Origin of the sequence: Floridaenema fluviatile BLCC-F154 (assembly GCF_041929135.1) — a bacterium.
Taxonomy (GTDB): domain Bacteria; phylum Cyanobacteriota; class Cyanobacteriia; order Cyanobacteriales; family Aerosakkonemataceae; genus Floridanema; species Floridanema fluviatile.
On sequence record NZ_JBHFNS010000070.1, the window covers coordinates 100,635 to 122,816 of the forward strand.

28 protein-coding genes and 2 pseudogenes are annotated in these 22,182 nt (G+C 40.7%); 12 read left to right on the forward strand and 18 right to left on the reverse strand.

Annotated elements, in window-relative coordinates; translation table 11 throughout:
- Positions 1-292 precede the first annotated feature (292 nt).
- The gene (locus ACE1B6_RS18490) at positions 293-1,114 is read left to right on the forward strand and encodes a hypothetical protein (RefSeq protein ID WP_413258724.1); all 822 of its coding nucleotides are present in this window, start codon (positions 293-295) and stop codon (positions 1,112-1,114) included.
- A 211-nt stretch (positions 1,115-1,325) separates the two neighbouring features.
- Here the strand turns inward: ACE1B6_RS18490 and clpP are convergent, their stop codons facing one another.
- The 3 genes from clpP to ACE1B6_RS18505 all read right to left on the reverse strand — a co-directional run bounded on the left by clpP (position 1,326) and on the right by ACE1B6_RS18505 (position 4,061).
- Complete coding sequence (gene clpP, locus ACE1B6_RS18495) at positions 1,326-1,949, reverse strand: ATP-dependent Clp endopeptidase proteolytic subunit ClpP (protein ID WP_413258794.1); 624 nt, start codon at positions 1,947-1,949, stop codon at positions 1,326-1,328.
- A 162-nt stretch (positions 1,950-2,111) separates the two neighbouring features.
- A complete protein-coding gene (panB, locus tag ACE1B6_RS18500; RefSeq protein WP_413258725.1) occupies positions 2,112-2,885 on the reverse strand; it encodes a 3-methyl-2-oxobutanoate hydroxymethyltransferase in 774 nt (257 codons plus the stop codon).
- A 114-nt stretch (positions 2,886-2,999) separates the two neighbouring features.
- Positions 3,000-4,061 carry a ligand-binding sensor domain-containing protein gene (locus ACE1B6_RS18505; protein WP_413258726.1) on the reverse strand — a complete coding sequence of 354 codons (1,062 nt, stop codon included), beginning with the start codon at positions 4,059-4,061 and terminating at the stop codon, positions 3,000-3,002.
- A 263-nt stretch (positions 4,062-4,324) separates the two neighbouring features.
- Between ACE1B6_RS18505 and ACE1B6_RS18510 the strand changes: the two genes are divergently transcribed.
- The 4 genes from ACE1B6_RS18510 (at position 4,325) to ACE1B6_RS18525 (ending at position 7,485) form a co-directional block, all read left to right on the forward strand.
- Positions 4,325-5,755 (forward strand): form I ribulose bisphosphate carboxylase large subunit, encoded by a 1,431-nt coding sequence (locus ACE1B6_RS18510; protein ID WP_413258727.1) that lies wholly within the window; start codon positions 4,325-4,327, stop codon positions 5,753-5,755.
- 143 nt (positions 5,756-5,898) lie between these two features.
- The gene (rcbX, locus tag ACE1B6_RS18515) at positions 5,899-6,294 is read left to right on the forward strand and encodes a RuBisCO chaperone RbcX (RefSeq protein ID WP_413258728.1); all 396 of its coding nucleotides are present in this window, start codon (positions 5,899-5,901) and stop codon (positions 6,292-6,294) included.
- 65 nt (positions 6,295-6,359) lie between these two features.
- On the forward strand, positions 6,360-6,695 hold the full coding sequence (locus tag ACE1B6_RS18520; RefSeq protein WP_413258729.1) for a ribulose bisphosphate carboxylase small subunit: 336 nt from the start codon (positions 6,360-6,362) through the stop codon (positions 6,693-6,695).
- A gap of 121 nt (positions 6,696-6,816) precedes the next feature.
- Complete coding sequence (locus ACE1B6_RS18525; protein ID WP_413258730.1) at positions 6,817-7,485, forward strand: Uma2 family endonuclease; 669 nt, start codon at positions 6,817-6,819, stop codon at positions 7,483-7,485.
- A gap of 12 nt (positions 7,486-7,497) precedes the next feature.
- Here ACE1B6_RS18525 and ACE1B6_RS18530 read toward each other — a convergent pair whose 3' ends face one another.
- The 4 genes from ACE1B6_RS18530 to ACE1B6_RS18545 form a co-directional block, all read right to left on the reverse strand.
- Positions 7,498-8,010 carry a GNAT family N-acetyltransferase gene (locus ACE1B6_RS18530; protein WP_413258731.1) on the reverse strand — a complete coding sequence of 171 codons (513 nt, stop codon included), beginning with the start codon at positions 8,008-8,010 and terminating at the stop codon, positions 7,498-7,500.
- A 105-nt stretch (positions 8,011-8,115) separates the two neighbouring features.
- On the reverse strand, positions 8,116-8,367 hold the full coding sequence (locus ACE1B6_RS18535; protein ID WP_413258732.1) for a hypothetical protein: 252 nt from the start codon (positions 8,365-8,367) through the stop codon (positions 8,116-8,118).
- 34 nt (positions 8,368-8,401) lie between these two features.
- Positions 8,402-9,403 (reverse strand): hypothetical protein, encoded by a 1,002-nt coding sequence (locus tag ACE1B6_RS18540; protein ID WP_413258733.1) that lies wholly within the window; start codon positions 9,401-9,403, stop codon positions 8,402-8,404.
- 265 nt (positions 9,404-9,668) lie between these two features.
- On the reverse strand, positions 9,669-10,553 hold the full coding sequence (locus ACE1B6_RS18545) for a hypothetical protein (RefSeq protein ID WP_413258734.1): 885 nt from the start codon (positions 10,551-10,553) through the stop codon (positions 9,669-9,671).
- Between the two features lie 200 nt (positions 10,554-10,753).
- On the opposite strand from ACE1B6_RS18545, the gene ACE1B6_RS18550 reads away from it, so the two are divergent.
- Positions 10,754-12,025 (forward strand): ribulose bisphosphate carboxylase small subunit, encoded by a 1,272-nt coding sequence (locus ACE1B6_RS18550; protein WP_413258735.1) that lies wholly within the window; start codon positions 10,754-10,756, stop codon positions 12,023-12,025.
- Positions 12,026-12,118: 93 nt separating this feature from the next.
- Positions 12,119-12,736, forward strand: a complete 618-nt coding sequence (locus ACE1B6_RS18555) for a Uma2 family endonuclease (protein WP_413258736.1) — start codon at positions 12,119-12,121, stop codon at positions 12,734-12,736.
- A gap of 59 nt (positions 12,737-12,795) precedes the next feature.
- On the opposite strand, the gene ACE1B6_RS18560 is transcribed toward ACE1B6_RS18555, so the two are convergent.
- The 4 genes and pseudogenes from ACE1B6_RS18560 to ACE1B6_RS18570 all read right to left on the reverse strand — a co-directional run bounded on the left by ACE1B6_RS18560 (position 12,796) and on the right by ACE1B6_RS18570 (position 14,103).
- On the reverse strand, positions 12,796-13,335 hold the full coding sequence (locus ACE1B6_RS18560) for a Uma2 family endonuclease (RefSeq protein WP_413258737.1): 540 nt from the start codon (positions 13,333-13,335) through the stop codon (positions 12,796-12,798).
- 254 nt (positions 13,336-13,589) lie between these two features.
- Positions 13,590-13,661: pseudogene (locus tag ACE1B6_RS30140) on the reverse strand (type II toxin-antitoxin system HicA family toxin); the annotation flags it as partial.
- Positions 13,654-13,863 (reverse strand): annotated as a pseudogene (locus ACE1B6_RS18565) (type II toxin-antitoxin system HicB family antitoxin). The pseudogenes ACE1B6_RS18565 and ACE1B6_RS30140, both read right to left, overlap by 8 nt.
- Positions 13,864-13,902: 39 nt before the next feature.
- On the reverse strand, positions 13,903-14,103 hold the full coding sequence (locus tag ACE1B6_RS18570; protein WP_413258739.1) for a hypothetical protein: 201 nt from the start codon (positions 14,101-14,103) through the stop codon (positions 13,903-13,905).
- A 134-nt stretch (positions 14,104-14,237) separates the two neighbouring features.
- Here ACE1B6_RS18570 and ACE1B6_RS18575 point away from each other — a divergent pair, with 134 nt between their 5' ends.
- The 3 genes from ACE1B6_RS18575 (at position 14,238) to ACE1B6_RS18585 (ending at position 15,565) form a co-directional block, all read left to right on the forward strand.
- Positions 14,238-14,510 carry a GIY-YIG nuclease family protein gene (locus ACE1B6_RS18575; protein ID WP_413258740.1) on the forward strand — a complete coding sequence of 91 codons (273 nt, stop codon included), beginning with the start codon at positions 14,238-14,240 and terminating at the stop codon, positions 14,508-14,510.
- A gap of 2 nt (positions 14,511-14,512) precedes the next feature.
- On the forward strand, positions 14,513-14,752 hold the full coding sequence (locus tag ACE1B6_RS18580) for a hypothetical protein (protein WP_413258741.1): 240 nt from the start codon (positions 14,513-14,515) through the stop codon (positions 14,750-14,752).
- Positions 14,753-15,145: 393 nt separating this feature from the next.
- Entirely contained in the window at positions 15,146-15,565 is a 420-nt protein-coding gene (locus ACE1B6_RS18585) for a hypothetical protein (protein WP_459563054.1), read from the forward strand.
- A gap of 325 nt (positions 15,566-15,890) precedes the next feature.
- Here ACE1B6_RS18585 and ACE1B6_RS18590 read toward each other — a convergent pair whose 3' ends face one another.
- From ACE1B6_RS18590 to ACE1B6_RS18620, 7 genes are all read right to left on the reverse strand, one after another.
- Positions 15,891-16,226 (reverse strand): type II toxin-antitoxin system PemK/MazF family toxin, encoded by a 336-nt coding sequence (locus ACE1B6_RS18590; RefSeq protein WP_413258743.1) that lies wholly within the window; start codon positions 16,224-16,226, stop codon positions 15,891-15,893.
- A gap of 2 nt (positions 16,227-16,228) precedes the next feature.
- Positions 16,229-16,447: a hypothetical protein gene (locus ACE1B6_RS18595; RefSeq protein ID WP_413258744.1), complete on the reverse strand. Its 219-nt coding sequence runs from the start codon at positions 16,445-16,447 to the stop codon at positions 16,229-16,231.
- 278 nt (positions 16,448-16,725) lie between these two features.
- Complete coding sequence (locus tag ACE1B6_RS18600; protein ID WP_413258795.1) at positions 16,726-17,319, reverse strand: Uma2 family endonuclease; 594 nt, start codon at positions 17,317-17,319, stop codon at positions 16,726-16,728.
- A 126-nt stretch (positions 17,320-17,445) separates the two neighbouring features.
- Entirely contained in the window at positions 17,446-17,928 is a 483-nt protein-coding gene (locus ACE1B6_RS18605) for a DUF29 domain-containing protein (protein WP_413258745.1), read from the reverse strand.
- A gap of 64 nt (positions 17,929-17,992) precedes the next feature.
- Positions 17,993-18,193 carry a hypothetical protein gene (locus ACE1B6_RS18610; protein ID WP_413258746.1) on the reverse strand — a complete coding sequence of 67 codons (201 nt, stop codon included), beginning with the start codon at positions 18,191-18,193 and terminating at the stop codon, positions 17,993-17,995.
- 64 nt (positions 18,194-18,257) lie between these two features.
- Positions 18,258-18,413: a BrnT family toxin gene (locus ACE1B6_RS18615; protein WP_459563055.1), complete on the reverse strand. Its 156-nt coding sequence runs from the start codon at positions 18,411-18,413 to the stop codon at positions 18,258-18,260.
- A gap of 134 nt (positions 18,414-18,547) precedes the next feature.
- Positions 18,548-19,096 (reverse strand): 2'-5' RNA ligase family protein, encoded by a 549-nt coding sequence (locus ACE1B6_RS18620; RefSeq protein ID WP_413258747.1) that lies wholly within the window; start codon positions 19,094-19,096, stop codon positions 18,548-18,550.
- Between the two features lie 36 nt (positions 19,097-19,132).
- Between ACE1B6_RS18620 and ACE1B6_RS18625 the strand changes: the two genes are divergently transcribed.
- Both ACE1B6_RS18625 and clpB read left to right on the forward strand, forming a co-directional pair.
- Positions 19,133-19,399: a YciI family protein gene (locus ACE1B6_RS18625; RefSeq protein ID WP_413258748.1), complete on the forward strand. Its 267-nt coding sequence runs from the start codon at positions 19,133-19,135 to the stop codon at positions 19,397-19,399.
- 124 nt (positions 19,400-19,523) lie between these two features.
- On the forward strand, positions 19,524-22,157 hold the full coding sequence (clpB, locus tag ACE1B6_RS18630; RefSeq protein ID WP_413258749.1) for an ATP-dependent chaperone ClpB: 2,634 nt from the start codon (positions 19,524-19,526) through the stop codon (positions 22,155-22,157).
- The last annotated feature ends 25 nt before the right edge of the window (positions 22,158-22,182 follow it).

The following is a 22,182-nucleotide window of genomic DNA, read 5'->3' on the forward strand; positions in this document are numbered from 1 at the left end:
TTCCATGCTTTGAGCCACCTTCACACTATTACACGCGGGATTTTGTCAGGTGATAAATCGCCTTTATACTCAGTGCAGAGCCGTAAATCTGCTTCTAATGGGCGATCGCATTGCGCTGTGCTTCGCGTAATCGCGATGAGTAGCGTGTCAGCGGTACAGCAGGTCGGTGCTTCAACAATTAAGCGTTGCGGTTTGATAGCGTGCGGATGAACAATCCTTTCACTATTGTAGGTTTAGAGCGGTCGTGAAGAAAACAGCTATGCTCAATGTTTAAAGCAGGATATTAACAACTATGTTTGCACAATTTCGGGTTCGTTATCCCACAGGTAGTCTGATTTCAGAATTATTAACAATTTATAACGGCAAATTTGTCGTTCGCGCCCTAGTTCAAATCGATGGTGTCACCAAAGCAACTGGGATGGCAATTGCTGACACCATTGAATTAGCAGAAGACCAAGCCAGAATTCGCGCCTTGGAACTCATGGGAATTCATTTAACTTGGGGACAGATGGAAACAACCGATCGTCCTGTCTTTTCTGCGGAAAACCGCGAAACTCCTCATTTAGGACAAACAACTACAGATCCTACTTGGTCAAATCATGGTAATTTCGGCTCATCTTTACCGGAAAAAACCACTCACTCCACTGGTAAAATCACAACTCATCCCGCAAAAACTCATCTGGAAGTTACAGAAGATACAGCAGAAAAATCCGATTCTACATTTAGCGATCGCCAAGAAAATCGCTTTTTAGAAACACCCAAACTCACTCCAGTAGATTCTTTTGTCGATGACAACGAACCACCTGTTACGTTTAGTAAAGTAACACCAATCGCTTCCCGTCGTCACGATCAAGAAATGGCGATCGCACCTCCCCCACAATTAGACGATCGAACCAGCAATCAACCCCCAGAAAACAGCGAAGAAACCAGTCCCGACGATTTTTCTGATTTAATTGCTCGCACCAACGTGCAAATTAAACGCTTAGGTTGGACGAAAAAACAAGGAAGCGATCATCTATTACGTACCTACGGCAAAAAAACTCGTCAAGACCTAGAAAAAGAAGAGTTGCAAGACTTTCTAGAATTCCTAGAAGCTCAACCCAACCCCTCTTAAGTTGTCACCCATTTAAACCTCTTATTGAGATCGCAGGGGAGCAGGGGAGCAGGGGAGCAGGGGAGAAAATTAAACCTATTTATCTTCTGTTTCCAAACAACCTAATTTAAACGCGGAACAGTTTAAATATTTCCAAATTTTTCTAGTAAATTGTTGCGCTTTATTGCTAAATCTGGCGCTAAAGCGCAACAACATACCTCTTTAACAAAAATTAGACAGCCACAGGTTTGCTACCAGCAGCAGTCCGATCGATTACCTGATCGATTAAACCGTAATCTTGAGCCTCTTGTGCTGACATAAAGAAATCTCTTTCTGTGTCTACTTCAATACGCTCTAAAGGCTGACCAGTGTGTTCTGCTAACATTTCATTCAAGCGACGTTTGTGATACAAAATTTCCTTCGCCTGAATTTCAATATCAGTTGCTTGACCTTGTGCGCCACCTAAAGGTTGGTGAATCATAATCCGAGAATTTGGTAAACTCATCCGTTTCCCTTTGGTCCCAGCACTCAGTAAAAATGCTCCCATACTAGCAGCCAGTCCAGTACAAATAGTGTAGACTTCTGGACGAATTTGTTTCATGGTATCGTAAATACCCATGCCTGCCGTTACCGAACCACCCGGAGAATTTATATAAATATACACAGGTTTTTCCGGGTCGTCGGAGTCTAAATAAAGCAACTGAGCCACAATTAGGTTAGCCAGGTCTGAGTCAATTTGTTTACCTAAGAAGATGATTCTCTCCCGCAAGAGTCGGGAGTAAATATCAAAGGCGCGTTCACCACGACCAGACTGTTCAATAACGGTAGGAATCATTGATCCTGCTTTTTTGTTAATTTTCTTAATTTGATTTTATCCGTTTGTCGGGTAACGCGCTCTGTGTGGATAACCGAAAGGACTAGGGACTAGGGACTAGGGACTAGGGACTAGGTACTAGGTACTAGGGACTGGGAAAGTTTTGAGTTTTGAGTTAACTTTCTCTTTATTTACTCGTAAAGTTTAGGGAAATTTTCGCTCTCTGACTTCTTTGTTGTAATTCTGTACGGCTTGAGTAATTGTTTCTTGTAAGTTTACATAAGCTTTGGCGAAAGGTGGTTGTTTGAGAGTCAGTCCCAACATATCCGCGGTAACTAAAACTTGTCCATCACAGTGAACGCCTGCACCAATTCCAATAGTAGGAATTGAGAGTTTTTCGGTAATTCTTAATGCCAATTCATTGGGAATATGTTCTAATACTATAGCAAAAGCTCCCGCTGCTTCTAAGGCGATCGCTTCCTGAAAAATTCGCTCTCCTTCTTCAACGGTTTTCCCCTGTTTTCGGTATCCTAATTTATGTACTGACTGCGGTGTTAAACCAACATGACCTAACACCGGAATTCCCGCTTCAACTAAGTAGGAAACTGTCTGCGCGATCGCTGGATATCCCCCCTCTAATTTTACTGCTTGCACTCCGGTTTCTTTCAGTATTCTTCCAGCCGATCGCATCGCTTGTTGCGGACTTTCCTGATAACTTAAAAACGGTAAATCGCAAACTACCAAAGCTTGTTTTACACCTCGACGCACCGCTTTAGCATGATGAATCATTTCTTCCAGAGTAATTGGCAATGTCGTTTCATAACCCAAAGCTACCATTGCCAAAGAATCACCAACTAAAATCACGTCTACCCCAGCTAAATCCAACAATTGCGCGATCGCATAATCCCAAGCTGTGAGCGTTACAATTGAACGACCTTGCTGTTTATATTGAATTAATTGCTGAGTTGTGACTGCCATTTACAAGAATTTAACTGTTACTAATTATTCAGTAGATTAACATCAAGAAAGTTTTTTAAACCCGTGGTTTAATGCGATCGCACTAAAATCTACACTTAAATTTCCCCCCTGCACCTACTGGCGACTAAAACCGCGATGAGTGGTAGCAAAACCTGTATCTACTTTTACCCAAGATAACCCTTCGCTAGTACCTACCCAAAGTTTATTACCTGTGTCTGGAGAGAGGGAAAGAACTCTCGCAGCGGGTAAACCTGACACTTGACCAGCTAATCTAGATCGATAGGGGTCGTAGCGAAATACACCATTATCTGTACCGATCCAGAGACTCCCTAATTCGTCAACAGCTAAGGCTGTAACGTTGCGCTGGTTAAACTCTGGAACCACGCGAATCACTGTTCCGGTAAGGGGATCGAGTTCAATTAAACTACTTGGTGTTCCCACCCAAAGACTACCTCTCGTATCTAAAGCTAAAGCTTGCACGGTAGTACCGGGAAGATTGGTAACATCACCGATGGGAAATGCGCTAGCTGTATCAACTCTAACTAAACCATTTAGTGTTCCTACCCAGAGTTGACCTTCAGGATCGAGACTGAGAGCGTTTGCACTAACACCGCGTAATTTTTGCAGCGTAGTCATTAATAATCCTTGGTCAGGACTAATTAAGGCTAAACCCCGATCGCCTCCTACCCATAAATAGCCTCTTTTGTCAATTAATAAAGATAAAACTCTTTTAGAAGGAATGACATAATTTTGGGCGGTAATTTCGTTAGTTCGGGGGTCTACTCTTTGTAAACCCTGATAAGTTCCCACCCAAATTCTACCGACTTTATCTTGAGCTAAAGCTCCGATCGCATAATCAGGTAAAGCCACTCTAGCCAAAATTCGCCCGGTATTAGGATCGATTCTAGCCAAACCTCGCCAAGAACCGACCCAAAGATTGCCAGTGTAATCTGGTTGCAGCGCCCCGACTCGATATTCGGTTTGCCTAACAGGTAAGGGTTGTACTGGCAAAGGTGGAGTTCCTGGTGGTGGTGCTCCATCGCTATCTATATAGTATGGAACCGATCGATCTCTAGATACCGATTGAGCAAATACAACAAAGCTGCTTTGAGCCAGAATTACTCCTATCCCTAACAGGCTAAGGCTTAAAGTCCTACTTTGACGCAATCTTTTCATTTCCTTACCAAATATTTTTCCTCGCTCTCTACACTAATTTAGTCTGGGAAAAACTGCGATCGACAGCCAATCAACTAAACATAGAATGTTACTTTTTGCATCAATGTTGCAACAAAAATTCATATTTAGCAGCATAATATAACTTTAGGTTATGAAAATCTAAAAAAAATTTGAAGTTTAAAGAATACATTTATTGATATAGTTTAAAACGACAGCCAAAAAAGGCAGATAAAAATTCAAGTCATTCCCAGGAACAGTAGATTATGTCTTACGCTCAAACTAAGACTCAGAGCAAATCTGGGTATCAAGCAGGGGTTAAAGATTACAAGCTTACTTATTACACTCCAGATTACACACCAAAAGATACAGATATTTTGGCTTGCTTCCGTGTTACGCCTCAGCCCGGAGTTCCTCCAGAAGAAGCTGGCGCTGCGGTAGCGGCTGAGTCTTCTACTGGTACATGGACAACAGTATGGACTGACTTGTTGACAGACCTAGATCGCTACAAAGGTCGTTGCTATGATGTCGAACCAGTTCCTGGTGAAGATAATCAGTATTTTTGCTTTGTTGCTTATCCTCTAGATCTGTTTGAAGAAGGTTCTGTGACCAATATGCTTACCTCTATTGTAGGTAACGTATTTGGTTTCAAAGCTCTGAAGGCACTGCGTTTGGAAGATATGCGGATTCCAGTCGCTTACCTGAAGACCTTCCAAGGCCCACCACACGGTATTGTGGTTGAGCGCGACAAGTTGAACAAGTATGGTCGTCCTTTGTTAGGTTGCACCATCAAACCCAAACTCGGTTTGTCGGCGAAGAACTACGGACGTGCAGTTTACGAATGTCTGCGCGGCGGTTTGGACTTCACCAAAGACGACGAAAACATTAACTCTCAGCCATTCATGCGCTGGCGCGATCGATTCTTGTTCGTGCAAGAAGCGATCGAAAAAGCGCAAGCAGAAACAGGCGAAATCAAAGGTCACTACCTGAACGTTACCGCCCCCACCTGCGAAGAAATGATGGAACGGGCAGAGTTTGCTAAAGAACTGAAAACCCCGATCATCATGCACGACTACCTGACTGGTGGTTTCACAGCTAACACTACCTTAGCGAAATGGTGCCGTCGTAACGGTGTTCTGCTACACATTCACCGCGCGATGCACGCGGTAATCGATCGTCAACGGATTCACGGCATTCACTTCCGCGTATTAGCCAAGTGCTTACGGATGTCTGGTGGAGACCACCTACACTCCGGTACCGTTGTAGGTAAGCTGGAAGGCGAAAAAGGCATCACAATGGGCTTCGTTGACTTGATGCGCGAAAACTACGTTGAAGAAGATCGCTCTCGTGGTATTTTCTTCACCCAAGACTGGGCTTCCATGCCTGGTGTAATGCCAGTTGCTTCCGGTGGTATCCACGTATGGCACATGCCAGCGTTGGTAGAAATCTTCGGTGATGATTCCTGCTTACAATTCGGTGGTGGTACTCTGGGACACCCTTGGGGTAATGCTCCTGGTGCAACCGCTAACCGCGTAGCATTGGAAGCTTGTATCCAAGCTCGTAACGAAGGTCGTGACCTGATGCGTGAAGGTGGCGACGTGATCCGCGAAGCTTGTAAGTGGTCCCCTGAGTTGGCTGCTGCTTGCGAACTGTGGAAAGAAATCAAGTTCGAGTTCCAAGCCGTAGACACCCTGTAATAATTTTGGATTTTGGATTTTAGATTGGCGGTTTTTAGGATGTCTAGATCTGACAACATTTTTTGTTGCTCAGCAGGAATACCTAGTCTAAAATCTAGAATCTAAAATCTAAAGTCTAAAATTTATCAGGCTGGAGTCACGACATGGACTTAAAAAAAGTTGCGAAAGACACAGCTAAGGTGCTGAGTAGTTATTTAACTTACCAAGCACTGAGGACTGTATTGGCTCAGCTTAATGAAACGAATCCTCCTCTAGCGTATTGGTTGAATGACTTTGCCGCTAGGAACAGCGTTCAAGATGGAGAAGCGTTTCTAGAAGCGTTGCTGCATGAGAAACAGGACTTAGCTTTTCGGTTAATGACCTTGCGACAGCATTTTGCAGAGGAAGTGACAGACTTTTTACCGGAGATGGTTCGCAGTAATATTGAGCAAGCCAATATGGAACATCGGCGAGGGCATTTAGAGCGAATCACGCAACTCACCATTTCTGACTCCAGTAGTTATCCAGAACAGGAAAGGGATTCTTCTGAGCCAAATTAGGATAATTCCGATCGCTAAATCAACACTTTTCCAGACATTCGTAAATTAAGGATTTTTACACAGCCATGCAAACTTTACCTAAAGAGCGTCGTTTCGAGACTCTTTCCTATTTGCCACCTCTCTCCGATGCTCAAATTTCCCGCCAACTCCAATACATTTTGGATAACGGCTTCATTCCTGGTGTAGAATTCAGCGAAAGCTCTGCTCCTGAACAACACTACTGGACTCTGTGGAAGCTACCTTTGTTCAACGCTACCAGCACCAATGAAATTTTGAGTGAAATCAAAGCTTGCCGTTCTGAGTATTCCAATTGTTTCATTCGCGTTATGGGTTTTGATAACGTGAAGCAGTGCCAAGTTCTAAGCTTTATCGTTCACAAACCAAACACCAGCAGATTCTAATTTCTGTGGTTGCATAATTGAATAATTAGAAGTTTTAAGTAGGGGTAATTTTTAAATTGCCCCGATTTTTTATTGGCTAATATAGTAAGCGTTAAGGAAAGCAAATAAATGAGGTCGAACTATGAGAGGAATTGTACCGAAAATTTTGCCTCTGGAAAATGGCGATCGCCTAACTCGCACCGAATTTGAAAGTCGCTACGAAGCAATGCCGCACCTAAAAAAAGCCGAATTAATCGAAGGAATTGTATACATGGGATCGCCAGTTAGAGTTATTCACGGTAGACCTCACGGTGATATCGTAGGATGGTTATCTTCATATAAGATAGTTACGCCTGGGGTTGATTTGTTAGTTGATACTACAGTGCGCCTCGATCCAGATAACGAACCGCAACCGGATGCACTGTTGCGAATTGAAGTAGGTGGACAGTCAATAATTAGCGAAGATAGTTATGTTGAAGGTGCGCCAGAATTCATTGCTGAAATAGCTGCAAGTAGTGCTTCTTATGACTTGCGAGAAAAATTAAGAGTCTATCGTCGTAACCAAGTTCAAGAATATTTAATTTGGCAAGTTTATGAGCAGAGAATTGATTGGTTTCGGTTAAGAGAAGGAGAATATATTGCTTTACAAGCAGATGAAGCTGGAATAATTAAAAGTGAAGTTTTCCCTGGTTTATGGTTAGCAATTCCCGCTTTATTAGCGGGTAATTTAGTTGAAGTTAACTCAGCGTTACAGTTAGGTTTGGCAACGCCAGAACATCAAGCTTTTATTGAACAGTTGGGGAATCGCTAATCAATAAAAGTGCTATAACTTCAGTTCACGGTAGATTTTTTTAAATTTACTTCCCTGAATCTGTTCTTCCCCAATAATCAGTAAACCACGCTTTTCGTAAAGAATTTGAGCAACGGCTTGATTTGGAACATTTGAAGTGTATAAGCGAAGAAATTTTTTGTCATTCGATCGCGCTTTTTCAATCGCAAAATCAACCAGTTTCGCCCCGATTCCTTGACCGCGACAATCTGGATCTACACAAGTATAACCCAACCAATATGCTTCCGCCTCGTCTTCAGCGTAGGTATATAATCCAGTAGTTCCTACTACTTTACCTGAGTTTTCATCAATAGCAACCCAGTAGTTTGCTTCCGTTATTTGCATTTGCTCAAGAAGCGATCTAGATGATGGGTTATCTTGATCGAGGCTAGCAGAAAAGGCAATTCTAGCATTTTCATACATGGTATCTTTCTGGTAGGGGAAAATATTATCTACCAAGGAAATAGCTTCTGGAAGTGTTTCGTAAGATAGTGGTTTAATGTTCATTTACAAAAATCAACTTATCTAAATTTAATAGTATTTATTGTAGACGATCGCACTTTTGAGTAGTTGTTGTCTTAGTTGCTGATGGGTGCGATCGCACTTTATTAATTAACCTCCAAACCTTTCTAGCAATTCCTCGCGAGATAATTGTAATAACAAAGGAGCCAATTCTTCTGGAGGTAAAGTCAACATCGAATCAATTAAAGCAGATAACTCTGCATCTAATTCTCCAAATCTTGCTTTGACTACATTTTCCACAATTAAACGTATACCTTGTTGAATACCTTGCGGAATACCTTGTTGAATTCCTTCTTGTTCAAGTTGTTCTAGCTTTTCCTGATACAGACGGCGCAATCTCATAATTAATCTTTAATTAAACAGTTAATGAATTGAGCTAAACATTTGGATTTCTAAATCTTCCTAGCAATTCTTCACGGGAAAATTGTAATAGCAAAAGAGCCAATTCTTCTGGAGGTAAAGTCAACATCGAATCAATTAAAGCAGATAATTCTGCATCTAATTCTCCAAATTTCGCTCTTAATAAATTTTCCACTATTAAACGCTCTCCTTGTTCGATACCTTGTTCGATACCTTGTTCGATACCTTGTTCGATACCTTGCTGGATACCTTGCTGGATACCTTGTTCGATACCTTGCTGGATACCTTGCTGGATACCTTGTTGAATGCCTTGTTGTTCAACTTGAGCTAACTTTTCCTGAAGCAAAGGTTGTAATCTCATAACTAACTCCCGATCGTCTGCTGCTAAACTTTGATTAACGTTTAAATTTTCTCGTAATTGATAAAACAATTCCAAGATTCTTTCTCGCCATATATTGCCTGCTGGTAATGCCGACAATTCATCAATTGCTTGCTGTTGAACTTTTTTCTTTCCCAATATTCTCAACCAAAGAGTTTCTGGGGTTTTAGGTAATTGATGAATTACGACAATAGCTGTTCTCAAATAATGAGGTAGGAAATAAACTCCTGCACCCCAATTGTCCTCTAGTATAGCGCGGAATCCTCCTAAGATAGAGGCTGATGCAGTTGGGGTGAGTATCCATAAATGGGGTAAGCTGATAGTTTCATTGGGAGCATTTTTGCGCTTTGCTTGTCGTTGAATGCTTTCTCTAACTTCTAAAGCTTTCAGGAGACAACTACAAATTTCTTCTGGTTCAACGGGATTGCGAAACGGTTCAAAAATTGCGGCTGTTTCTCCCAATCTTCCTAATAAACCTAAATCTTGTGAGAGGGTGGCTGAGGGAGTGTTGGGAATGAACATTAAATCGATTTCCCTGGTTTCTGATGAGACTTTTTGCGCGGGTTTTACTTGTCCGTAAGGTGTTAGTAACTCCTCTAAACAGTCTTTGGCAAATTGATCGTGAATGAAGCGAGTCATTGTTAGATATAGGGGAATTTTTGCAGATGTTAAATTATATATGTTGTTAAAATTTTTGAGAGAGCTTAGGATTTTTCAAAGAAACTTAATAATTAAATGTTCCCTTAAGCCTGTAACACTCACTCAATTGTATCGAATACCCAAATGTTTGCTACAGATGTAAGGGAAAGGGCGGGTTTTGACTTCAGTTTGATTGTTGGAGATTTCAAGTTTTTGGCTAAACTCGCCCCTACCTCATTTGTCTCAATCATTTGTGTAAACGATATTAAACCTCCCCACCAAACCGTTCCAACAACTCCTCACGAGAAAGCGTCAACAACAACCGAGTTAATTCTTGTGACGGTAATTCCAACATTGACGGTATCACCCCAACTAACGCCTCATCGAGCGAACCAAATCGAATTTGCAGCAAATTTTCCACCATCTCTCGCCGCCCTTCCTGCACTACATCTTCTCGCCATTTCAGATAAGCTGGTGATAAATTCATAAGTACCTCCCTATCTTCATCATTTAAATTTTGACTTACTTGCAAATTGACGTACCACCTACCAACAATTTCCAAAATATTCCTTCTAAAAGGATGGTTATTCGGAAGCATTTCTATTTCTCGTGCTGCTTGTTTTTGAGTTTCGCCACGTCCCAAAATTCGCAACCACAAAGTTGCCTCCGTAGTTGGTAACTGATTAATCGCTACCAATGCCGTTTTCTGATATTCTGGCAAAAAGTAAACCCCTTCAACCCAATTTCCAGAACTATCTAATTTTGCGCCAAAACCATTGAGCAAATTTGCCGAACAGGTAGGCGATAAAATCCACAAAATAGGCAGTTCCGCTTCGGAAAGAGAATTGTTTTCTCTTCTCGCTTTACGTAAAAGTTCGCCATGTAGCGAATACAATTTAAGCAAGCAGTTTCGCACCTCAACAGGATTAGGTTGGTTCCGAAACGGTTCAAACGAACAAGCAGAAGATGCCATTTGTCCCAACAAACCCAACACTTGTGGTTGGATGGAAGGCGAAGCTGCTGGAACAAACCAAACATCAACTTGACGCACTTCTGGCGATACATCCAGACTAGTTTCGACCTGTCCCAAAGGCGCTAATAACTCCTGCAAAAATTGTTTAGCAAATTGGTCGTGAAGCTGGCGCGTCATCTAATTCCCCAATTCAATTATCTCTCAATCATACTCATCAATAATCTCCTTTATCCCTCACTCATTTCCTTCTCTTTCTTCGCGTTCTTCGCGCCTTCGCGGTGCAAAATTATTAAACTTAAATCTTCCCAACCAGCGGATTTGTTATAAAATTTTAACAAAGAGCAAAAGCGCGAATCCGAGACACAAAAAACAGACCAATGGCTTATTACATCTCTCCCAAGTTTCTTGACAAATTAGCAGTTCATATCACCAAAAACTTTCTCGAAATTCCAGGGGTAAGAGTTCCCTTAATTTTAGGAATTCACGGACGAAAAGGAGAAGGAAAATCCTTTCAATGTGAATTAGTTTTTGAGCGCATGGGTATCGAAGCAATTCATATTTCTGGCGGCGAATTAGAAAGTCCAGATGCGGGAGATCCAGCACGTTTATTGCGCTTACGTTATCGAGAAGCAGCAGAATTAATTAAAGTTCGAGGCAAAATGGTTGCCTTAATGATTAATGATTTAGACGCTGGCGCTGGTAGATTTGATGAAGGCACTCAATATACAGTAAACACTCAGTTAGTTAACGCTACACTGATGAATATTGCTGATAACCCAACTAACGTGCAACTTCCCGGAAGTTATGATTCGACCCCTTTAAATCGCGTGCCAATTATTGTTACTGGAAATGACTTTTCTACTCTCTATGCGCCATTAATTAGAGATGGACGGATGGAGAAGTTTTACTGGGAACCAAACCGCGAAGATAAGATTGGTATTGTTGGTGGTATTTTCTCAGAAGATGGGCTTTCGCCAAGGGAAATTGAACAATTTGTTGATACTTTCCTGAATCAATCAGTTGACTTTTTCAGTGCTTTGAGGGCGAGAATTTATGATGAACAAATTCGCCAGTTTATTCATGAAGTTGGATTTGAAAAGGTTTCTTCTCGTGTGGTAAATAGTGTAGAAGGGCCACCAAGTTTTAAAAAGCCTAATTTTAGTTTATCTCGGCTGATTGAATTTGGTAATGTAATGGCGCAAGAACAGCAGAGAATTCAGGATTTAAGATTGGTGCAAGAGTACAATGTTTTGCGGCGTTTGACTGGCGATAATCGACCAAATGTAACAATTAGCCCGCAAGTTCAAAAGGAACAACCAAAAGCGGAAAGTGCCAAAGTTGTTAATAGTAATTATGGCAATGGTAATGGGCAAGTTTCTAGCAATAAGTTGAGTTCGGAAACGCTGGAACAGGTGCAACAAATTTTGGCGCAAGGTTATCGTTTGGGAATGGAATATGTAGATGAAAGAAGGTTTCGGATTAATTCTTGGCAAAGTTGCGCTTCGGGAATTACTGGGGAGTCGGAGGCGATCGCAGCTGTAGAATCATGTTTAACTGAACATAATGGCGAATATGTGCGTTTAATTGGTATCGATCCAAAAGCGAAAAAGCGAATGGTAGAAACAATAATTCAACGTCCGAATAAGTAAGTTAATATTAGCGATCGCTCCTAAATTATCACTATAAAGGAAGCGATCGCTAACCTTGAAAATTGCTGTTATAGTAATAAAAAAGGCTTTATTATGACCCAATCTATCCCCAAAAAAGTCACATTTGACGAATTCATAGACTGGTATCCCGAAAAATCAGAACACCGCTATGAATTGCACAACGGAGTAATTATTGAAATGCCAAAACCAACAGGCGAACATTCAGAACTTGGGGGCTTTCTCAGCTTAGAAATAGGTCTTCAATGTCGCAATAATCAACTTCCTTACTTCATTCCTAAAGAATGCGTAGTTAAACCTTTTCGTGATGAGTCTGGTTACGAACCGGATATTATTGTTTTAGATCGACAAGCTGTGGCAAATGAACCACGTTGGGCAAAAGGATCTATTATTACAATGGGTTCGTCAGTGCGTTTGATTGTCGAAATAGTCAGTACTAATTGGCGCGATGACTATCTTACAAAAGCTGGTGATTATGAAGAAATGGGAATTGCTGAATATTGGATAGTTGATTATTTAGGTTTAGGTGGTAGGCGATTTATTGGTAATCCGAAACAGCCGACTTTTTCTGTTTATCAACTGGTTGATGGTGAGTATCAAGTTAGTCAATTTCAAGGTAATAATTCGATTCAATCACCAGGATTTCCTAACTTTAATTTAACTGCTGAACAAGTTTTTCGAGTTGGATTATAGCCAGGTTAGTTTATAACTGAATTGTTGGTTATTGTGGCTGATTCCTATCACATCACGCTTCATCGATCGCGCACCCAACTAAACACTTGCATAGCTGTCAAATCTAACATTATGTTCGGTAATACAGGTAAGCGATCGCTATTTTTGAGCAAAGAAATCCGACCATCAGGTAACAATATTAATATCAGCTGTTCTGTAGGATCGATTAACCATCCTAGCTTTGTTCCCTCATTCAAGCAGATTTGAATTTTGGCAATCAATTTAGTAGTACTTTGGTCAGGAGAGAGGATTTCAATCATCCAATCTGGTGCGCCTTCAACAGCAGTATTCTCGACAGGAATTCGGCTTTTGTGGATAACTGTAATATCAGGAACGACAGAATTGTTGCTGAGAGTGCAGCGTAGTTCTGGAAAAGCTTCGTAGGGTGAATTTGATAGATCGATCGCCGCAGTCAGTCGTTTTTGTAAAATGCTATGATAAGCTGTTGGCATCGGTTTTTGATTTGCTTGTCCCTCCACAAACTCCCAAGCTGGCGACTCCTCAATATTGGGGCATTTCAAAAAGTCTTGTAATGTGAGTTGTTGGATAGAACTAGTCATCAGGTTTAAGTTTATCTCATATTAGTAAGTTGTTCAATTTTAGCCTAATTATTAGGATTGAGATTTTATAAACTAATTGTCCAATCCTCAGCTTTCAAATCTTTAATTTTACTGAAGTCAGACATATTACGAGTCCCCTGTGAAACCTGTATCTATAACAAACTCAATAGGGATGCTTGAGCCATTCGGTAGCAAAAACGTCAGCGCAACGGTTGCGTGTCTATCCGTCACGATTCCAGAAATCACTTGGAGACAACTTGCTCGAATCCCAAACGCTCAAGTGCCCGAATCGCTTCTCTGCTTGAGATCCGTGGCATCTTAGGCATAGCTGACCTCAATGCTGGTTACAAGTCTAGGAGATGTTTCGGGTAGGGGAAATTCCTCCAACTAGAGCCGCGTTGCCTCTCTCAAACCCGCGATCGCTTGTTCGATCGTTTCCCCTTGATCGACTGTGCCAACCTCTGGACATTCAGCGATGTACATATCCTCTTCTTTGTAGAGAATGACTGTAAAGCTACGACTCTTCACCGTGTTTTATCCTCAAACCCTCTTTCATAAAGCATAACATCAACCTTCTCCAGAGATACTCATATTCGATCGCCTATCAATAAAAAAAAGTAAGTGCGATCGCATCCATATAAACAGTGCGCTCGCCCTATTGGTGAAAAAAGGTAAAGTGCGATCGCATCCATATAAACAGTGCGATCGCCTCTCTACAAAAAGCGCAATTGCTTCTTCAATTAGTAGGTAAGTCTTAAAATGGAACATTGTCGAGCGGTTGAAGAGCGTGAGGGCTGATTTTGAATGAAATTGAGGAGCAAGCCAAAAGATTACTGCAAACGCTCTTATCTGTGCCGTTTGAGTCCTGTGCATTAATCACCCGTGAATTTCGAGATCTCCCATTGTCACCTGGACTGTATGCCTTTAAGCATCGGGAGCATGGGCTACTTTATATTGGCAAAGCAAAAAAACTCCGAGAGCGATTTAGAGGCGGACACAAAGCCTGCACCTGGTCATGGTTGGATGATTATGACCATCGAGACATTGCGATCGCGTTCGTACCGCTCTCAATGGTTGATGTTCTAAAATTGGGAGATGAGCTAGAAAGCATTCTGATTCATGCGACACAGCCCCCATACAATGCGAGATATCCTAGTAGAGATGAAAGGTCGTAACTATGCAAACTCTCCCTCAAACTGATAGGAAGCATCTCAGCCATGATGCCGCATTGATGTTGTTGGCAGTGTTACCGGAACGCATTCGCGATGCTTATTTGAATTATGCCAAACAGATTGACTACTCCATCGAAATGGTACTAGAGATGGCACTAGCCGACTTCCTTGACCCTGATTCATTGACGTTTACAGACTGTAAGCCTCAGATTGGTTTACCTCTAAACGAAAATGAGGTTGTATAATTGGGCATCGAAGAGCGATCGCCTCTCAATAAAAAACTCAAGTGCGATCGCATTTTTCACCCTCTTTTTCTGTATATTTTGTAAGTGGGTAAAGTGCGTCATATTTTTAGGCATAGCTGTGCGGGTGCGAACTCAAGACTTTAGAATACATACAACCCAAATTTACCAAACACCTTATGCCTCTTACTGAACTTGCACCCCTCCTCAAAAAATTATCTTATTCTGATAAGCTCTTGCTATTACACTTTTTAATAGCTGATCTGTTAAAGGAATCCGGTTTAACCCCATTGGATGTTCAAGATCGAGACAAAGTAACTAGTCAAGGTTTACATGACTCTTTTGAAGCTGCTGCTGTTCTAGCAAAGGCATTGACAGAGGAAAAAGTAGCTACACATGGTCGATAAAGTCAGATTTGCTTTCACTCAGATAGATCCAAGTTTTGGTGCATTGAGTACATTGCCGTACCTGCCGATAGTCCTGACTTATCAGAATCAATCTGTAAGTACGACAGGCTTGCTAGACACGGGTTCTAGTGTCAACGTATTGCCCTACGAAATGGGTTTAAGATTAGGAGCAGTTTGGGAACGCCAAAGGCTTTCTGTTCCACTAGGAGGAAATTTGGCTAGGTTTGAAGCGCGGGCATTAGTGTTGACGGCAAATGTTGAGCGATTTTCGACCGTAGAGTTGGCTTTTGCTTGGACACAAGACAGGAATGCTCCGTTGATTCTGGGACAGATGAATTTCTTCTTGGCGTTCGATGTGTGCTTCTACCGGGCTGAATTAGCGTTTGAAATTAGCTCAAAATCAGCCTAACTGAAGGATTGAGACAGAGCATTTATCTCTGAAGCGAACGCTAACGATCGCAATAGTTGGCGCGATCGCTTTGCTGTAGATTACGCGATCGCCCCTTTACAAAAAGCGCGATCGCATCCACACAAAGAGGGCGATCGCCTATCTATAAAAAAGTGAGGAGCGATCGCTCTTTGGGTGAAAAAAGGTAAAGTGCGTTAGCGTAGCTGACGAACGGCATATCGCTTTTCAAATAAAGTGGTAGAGTGCGTCAGATTCTTAAGTTAATTATCTCATCAATAAATTTGATTGTCTGAAGCACCCTCAAGAGTCTTTATTAAATTATTCATCATTCTAAATCTGCAAAAGCAACTTTCAAGCAAGCACGAACTTCCTTCCAATCTCGTTCTGAAAGATGACCAATTAGAACTAAGTTAGCAGATGGGGGTAGAGTAACAATAAAACTGCGAAAAACCGAAGCAACTCGTAAACCTGCTATTGCCCAATCTTGCAGTATGTAATCAGTTGCACCTAAAGCATCTGTTTGGGTAGTAATGAGTCCAACTATTACATCAGGGCGGGTTGTATTATAAGTAGCGGAGGATAGAATTACAGCAGGACGACGTTTAATACCTGTGACACCAGGAAAATCTACAGTCACTACATCACCAGGATTAAACGACACTGTTATATCTCCTCATTTTCAGGAAAGAGGGTAGCTGCGTATTGCAAGGAAAAGGCGGTTACATCAAGTTGATCTTGCTCAGTCCAAGTATCGCTTTGCTCGACGATAGACAGATTTTGCTGCACCAAATCGTTGAGGATAAGAGTTGCCAAGCGCAGTCTTTCAGTTGGTGAAAGGGTACAAACAACTTGATCGTAAAGTTCTTGAACAATGGTTGACATGGCAAATCCTCCTGCTTCTTATCCTAATGGGTAAGCTGGGTATTGGCTAGGCGATCGCAATCTTTGTATCCCGCGATCGCCTATCAATAAAAAACTTAGGAGCGATCGCTCTTTCAGTAAAAAAAGCTAAAGTGCGTTAGCGTAGCGTGCCGGGTGAATATTTTACTAAGTCTAAATAATATTTAATATTGAGTAATTTTACTTAGCAAGCTGTAACTTCTCCCAAAGGTATACAGCGAAGGATCGCTCTAGTAAGAAAAACCCTGTTTTTACCTAATTTAAAAAAGTTCATTTTCTAATTCATTATTTCCAAAAATCACATCTTCATATAAACTATCAATGCTAGTGCGAAAGTCGATGCTTGCCAGATGAATTTCGCTGCCTTGATTGTATGTTTGCAATACCCAAAAACCTTCAGCATTGCGGCGGAAACATTCTATACGTTGGCGCTTTTGGCTGATTAAAACGTATTCTTGAAGAGTTTCTAATTGTTGATAGTCGGTAAATTTATCACCTCTATCAAAAGCTTCAGTTTTTTGGGATAAAACTTCGACAATTAAACAAGGATGCTTTTTATAATTTTGAAATTCTCGATCTCTGGCATCACAAGTTACCATAACATCAGGGTAGTAAAAGATATTAGCTATTTCAATATAAGCTTTCATGTCCGCCATATAGACTCGACAGCCACTACCTCGGACATGATTTCTTAACAGTGCAAATAAGTTTCCTGAAATGGTAACATGAGCATCAGTTGCACCTGCCATTGCGTATATTTGTCCATTAATATATTCGTGTTTTATTTGGCTGAGTTCTTCTCCTTTTAGATACTTTTCAGGAGAAATATAATTAGGACTTTGATTGGCAATCATTGTTTTAGAAATACCGCTACTATATAATAATAACATTTGAAATAAAAAGAAGCTAAAACTCTTATGTTTTTGTGTAACTGTTAAAACATGGAAAAAAGCGATCGCCCAAAAAAACTTCTCATTCAATTATTGAATATTTTCGGGACTATCATCTGGTAAAAAATCAGGATTAAGAACTTCTTCTACAGTAAAGGGAGACTCTGGGGGAAATATCTTAATAGATAAACCTGTTTCACCTGCGGCTAGTTCCCTAGCATCTTGATAAGATTCATTAAAAATCTCTTCAAAAAATCGATATAAACTGGGACTGATTTGAAAGGCATCTCGAATGCGTTTACGATGTTCTAGAATAGTGTATAACCAACTATTTGTTCGTTTTTCTTGCTGATATTTATACTTGAGTAAGTGCATGAGAAGTACTCTTAAATTACTTTTTAAAGCATTTTTCTCACTTTTCACCATACTTTCCAGTTCCTCTAAGAGATTTTCTAAATCTATTTCGGCAAATTTTCCCTCCTTTAATAAGTTTATATTTGCTTGTAACCACAGACAAAGATCTTGTTCGTAAAGGGATTTTATTGCAATTGTCATTGATTGAATATTTGTCATTTTTTACTCCATTTGTCTTTTCTAAATTACTTAGCATATAAGCTCCTAAAACCAGCTTTCAAACTTACTCAATACTTTGAATAAATTTAATGTTATTTCTCAGCCATTCATTGACTAAAATTTGCACGTCAATGTTTTTATTTTCAGCAATTTTTGTGACGAACTGTTCCACATCTGGTTCGAGATAAATTGGATAATGAAATTTAGCATCTGGATGATAAAACTTGCCTTGTTCGGCTTGGGAAAAATCATACTCTGATTTCATAATTTCCTCTCTTGATAAGCTTGTGTTTCATTGAAATTAGCTTTACGGGCTGAAATAATCCGAATCATACAGGAGAATCGATTTCTTCAAAGGTATGGACAACAACCCTTAAAATACCTGTTTCATCTAAGCCTATCGTAATCCATCTATCTTCATCTTGACTGTGTTCTTCGTCATATATTGTTAATTGATACGAATCGCGGAAAACAGTTGATGCCAAACGAAAATTTAACTGATATTTGCGAATGTTCTACTTTTCTTTGGCTGGATTCCAATCAAAGTTATAATCCAAAGTTCTTAATCAATCTGAATTAGCAAATTTCCAAATTATAGCATAATACTAAATCTGGTTTTTTAGAAGTGAAACTCTTTGAAAATATTCCATCGTCCATTACGATGAATCAACAAAGTTAACTGATTAGCAATAAATTCAGATTGAAAAGGTTTATCTTGAAATTCGGGCCAAGCTGCTTTAAAATTTTGTTTAGTTAAGTCTTTAAAAGCGACTGTTATATGAGGGGAAAATGGTCTTCCCTGAGATCTTTCGTCTACAATACCCAAAGTAGTCTTTAAGTGATTAGCTAAGTCTGCTTGTAAATTCAAGAGTTCGGGCGTTTTTAAGACGTTAACAAAGATGACTCTGGGCGCAAAGGCGGCAAATCCTGATAAAGTAATGGGTACTTGGGATCGATCGCTCGCAAACTCACTCAAACACGCTTCTAAAACTTCTACAGGCTCCCGATTCCACTCAAAGGGCGCTTGTAAGGTAATATGAGGGGGGGATTTTTGAGCATGACTGCTGGCGTAGCGATCGCTAAAGTGTTGCTTAATCTGATTAACTTCCTCCTGAATACTGACAGGCGGTAGCAAAGCAATAAAAAACAAACTTCTAGAACTCACCATTAGTTAATACCAATTCTTACATCTCATAACATTAATATGCCTTGGTTTGTCAAAATAGAAGAAGGAATTGTCGATCAAGTTACCTTTGACCAATATATACCCGCACATAAGGCTTTTGTCCGAGATTTAATCACTAAAGGACACCAAGCGAAAACAGGTTACTGGGGAGAACGCGGCGGCGGAATGTTACTTTTCCAAGCAGCTTCAATGGATGAGGCAAAATCAATAGTTGAGCAAGATCCTTTGGTGAAAAACGGTTGTGTTAAATACAAACTGCATCAGTGGTGTGTAGTAGTAGAGTGAATGGGGACTGGGGATTGGGGATTGGGGATTGGGAAGAAGAAAAGGAAAGGTAAAATATCGCCAATTTTCATTAAGATGTATTTGCGGGTGATAACGGAAAATTTTATTAATAAAAGGAGCTACTGTGCAACCTACTGATGCTACTAAATTTACCGATAAAGCTTGGGAAGCGATCGTCAAATCTCAAGAAGTGGCACGACGCTTTCAAAATCAATATCTAGAGGTAGAACATTTAGCACTGGCGCTTTTGGAACAAGAAGGACTAACTCAGCGCATTCTTAACCGCGCAGGTGTGGAACCTAACCGCTTATTTCAACAGTTAGAATCTTATACAAAAGTTCAGCCAAAACTTCCCAGAATAGACCAATTATATCTAGGCAAAAGCTTAGATGTCATGCTCGATCGCGCCGAGACAGCAAGAGAAAATTGGCAAGATGGTTATATTTCTGTCGAACATTTACTCTTAGCTTTTACGGAAGACGAAAGAGTAGGTCGGCGGTTAATGAAAGCTTATGATGTAGATGGCAAAAAGTTAGAAGCAACAGTTAAAACAATTCGCGGAAATCAAAAGGTTACAGATCAAAATCCCGAAAATCGTTATGAAGCTTTAGAAAAGTATGGACGGGATTTAACCGAACAGGCAAAATCAGGCAAACTAGATCCGGTAATTGGGCGAGATGATGAAATTCGTCGCGTGGTTCAAGTATTATCGAGAAGGTCGAAAAATAACCCGGTTTTGATTGGGGAACCTGGGGTAGGAAAAACCGCGATCGCTGAAGGTTTAGCCCAAAGAATTGTTAATGGTGATGTTCCTGAATCTTTGAAAAATCGCCGTTTAATTTCCTTAGATATGGGAAGTTTAGTGGCGGGGGCAAAATATCGCGGAGAATTTGAAGATCGACTGCGGGCGGTACTCAAAGAAGTTACAAATTCTGAAGGGCAAATTGTCCTGTTTATTGATGAATTACACACCGTTGTTGGGGCGGGTGCAAATAGTCAAGGTTCGATGGATGCGGGGAATTTGCTAAAACCAATGTTAGCAAGAGGAGAGTTGCGTTGTATTGGTGCGACTACTTTGGATGAATACCGCAAATATATCGAAAAAGATGCCGCTTTAGAACGGAGATTTCAACAAGTTTATGTTAATCAACCAACCGTAGAAGATACTATTTCGATTTTGCGGGGGTTGAAAGAACGTTACGAAGTCCATCACGGAGTTAAGATTACTGACTCGGCGTTAGTGGCAGCGGCGACTCTTTCTCAACGTTATATTACCGATCGATTTTTGCCGGATAAGGCGATCGATCTAGTAGACGAAGCCGCTGCTAAATTGAAAATGGAAATTACTTCTAAACCGGAAGAATTGGAAGCGATCGATCGTCGTGTCATGCAATTAGAAATGGAAAAACTTTCTTTAGAAGGGGAAGAAAGTAAGGTTTCCCAAGAAAGATTACAACGGATCGAAGATGAAATTTTGGAATTAAAAACCGAACAAGAAACCCTTTCTTCCCAATGGCAAGGAGAAAAGCATCTTTTAGAAGCAATTAATGCCATGAAAGAAGAAGAAGAACACCTGCGAGTGCAAATTGAACAAGCAGAAAGGGCTTATGATTTGAACAAAGCAGCACAGTTAAAATACGGAAAATTGGAAGGTTTGCAACGGGAAAGAGAAGCAAAAGAAACCGAACTTTTGCAAGTGCAAGCTGAAGGTTCTACTCTTTTAAGAGAACAAGTTACCGAATCAGATATTGCTGAAATTGTCGGGAAATGGACGGGAATTCCGATTAGCAGATTGTTGGAATCTGAACGGCAAAAATTATTGCAATTAGAAGCACAATTGCATCAAAAAGTCATCGGACAACAGGAAGCAGTATCGTCAGTTGCAGCAGCAATTCGTCGCGCCAGGGCGGGAATGAAAGACCCTGGAAGACCGATCGGTTCCTTTTTATTCATGGGTCCAACGGGTGTAGGAAAAACCGAATTAGCCCGTGCTTTGGCGCAATTTCTGTTTGATGCAGAAGACGCTTTAGTAAGAATTGATATGTCCGAGTATATGGAAAAACACGCCGTTTCTCGGTTAATTGGTGCGCCTCCAGGGTATGTGGGATATGAAGAAGGTGGACAACTTTCGGAAGTAGTTCGTAGGCGACCTTATTCGGTGGTGTTATTAGATGAAGTGGAAAAAGCCCACCCGGATGTTTTCAATATTTTGTTGCAAGTTTTAGATGATGGAAGGATTACTGATTCGCAGGGAAGAACGGTAGATTTTCGTAATACTGTAATTGTGATGACTAGTAATATTGGGGGCGATCGCATTCTCGATTTTAGCGGCGATGATTCCCGTTACGAAGAAATGCGAAAACAAGTAATGGACGCATTAAGAAAACATTTCCGCCCGGAATTCTTAAATCGCGTTGACGATCTGATCTTGTTCCATACCTTAACTCGCAACGAATTACGGCAAATTGTCGGAATTCAATTAAAACGGATTCACAACTTACTTGCTGACCAAAAAATTAACATTGAACTAACAGGAAAAGCACAGGATCATTTAGCAGAAGCAGGTTACGATCCGGTTTATGGAGCACGTCCTTTAAAACGGGCGATTCAGCGGCAATTAGAAAATCCCTTGGCAACTTTGTTGTTAGAAAGTAAGTTTGTTGCTGGAGATACGATTTTAGTTGATTGTGAGGATAATAACCTGAGTTTTAGTAAGAAAGAAACTTTGGTACTCCAACCTCAAACAATCACAAGTTAAGAATTGTTAGGGTGCAATTAATGCA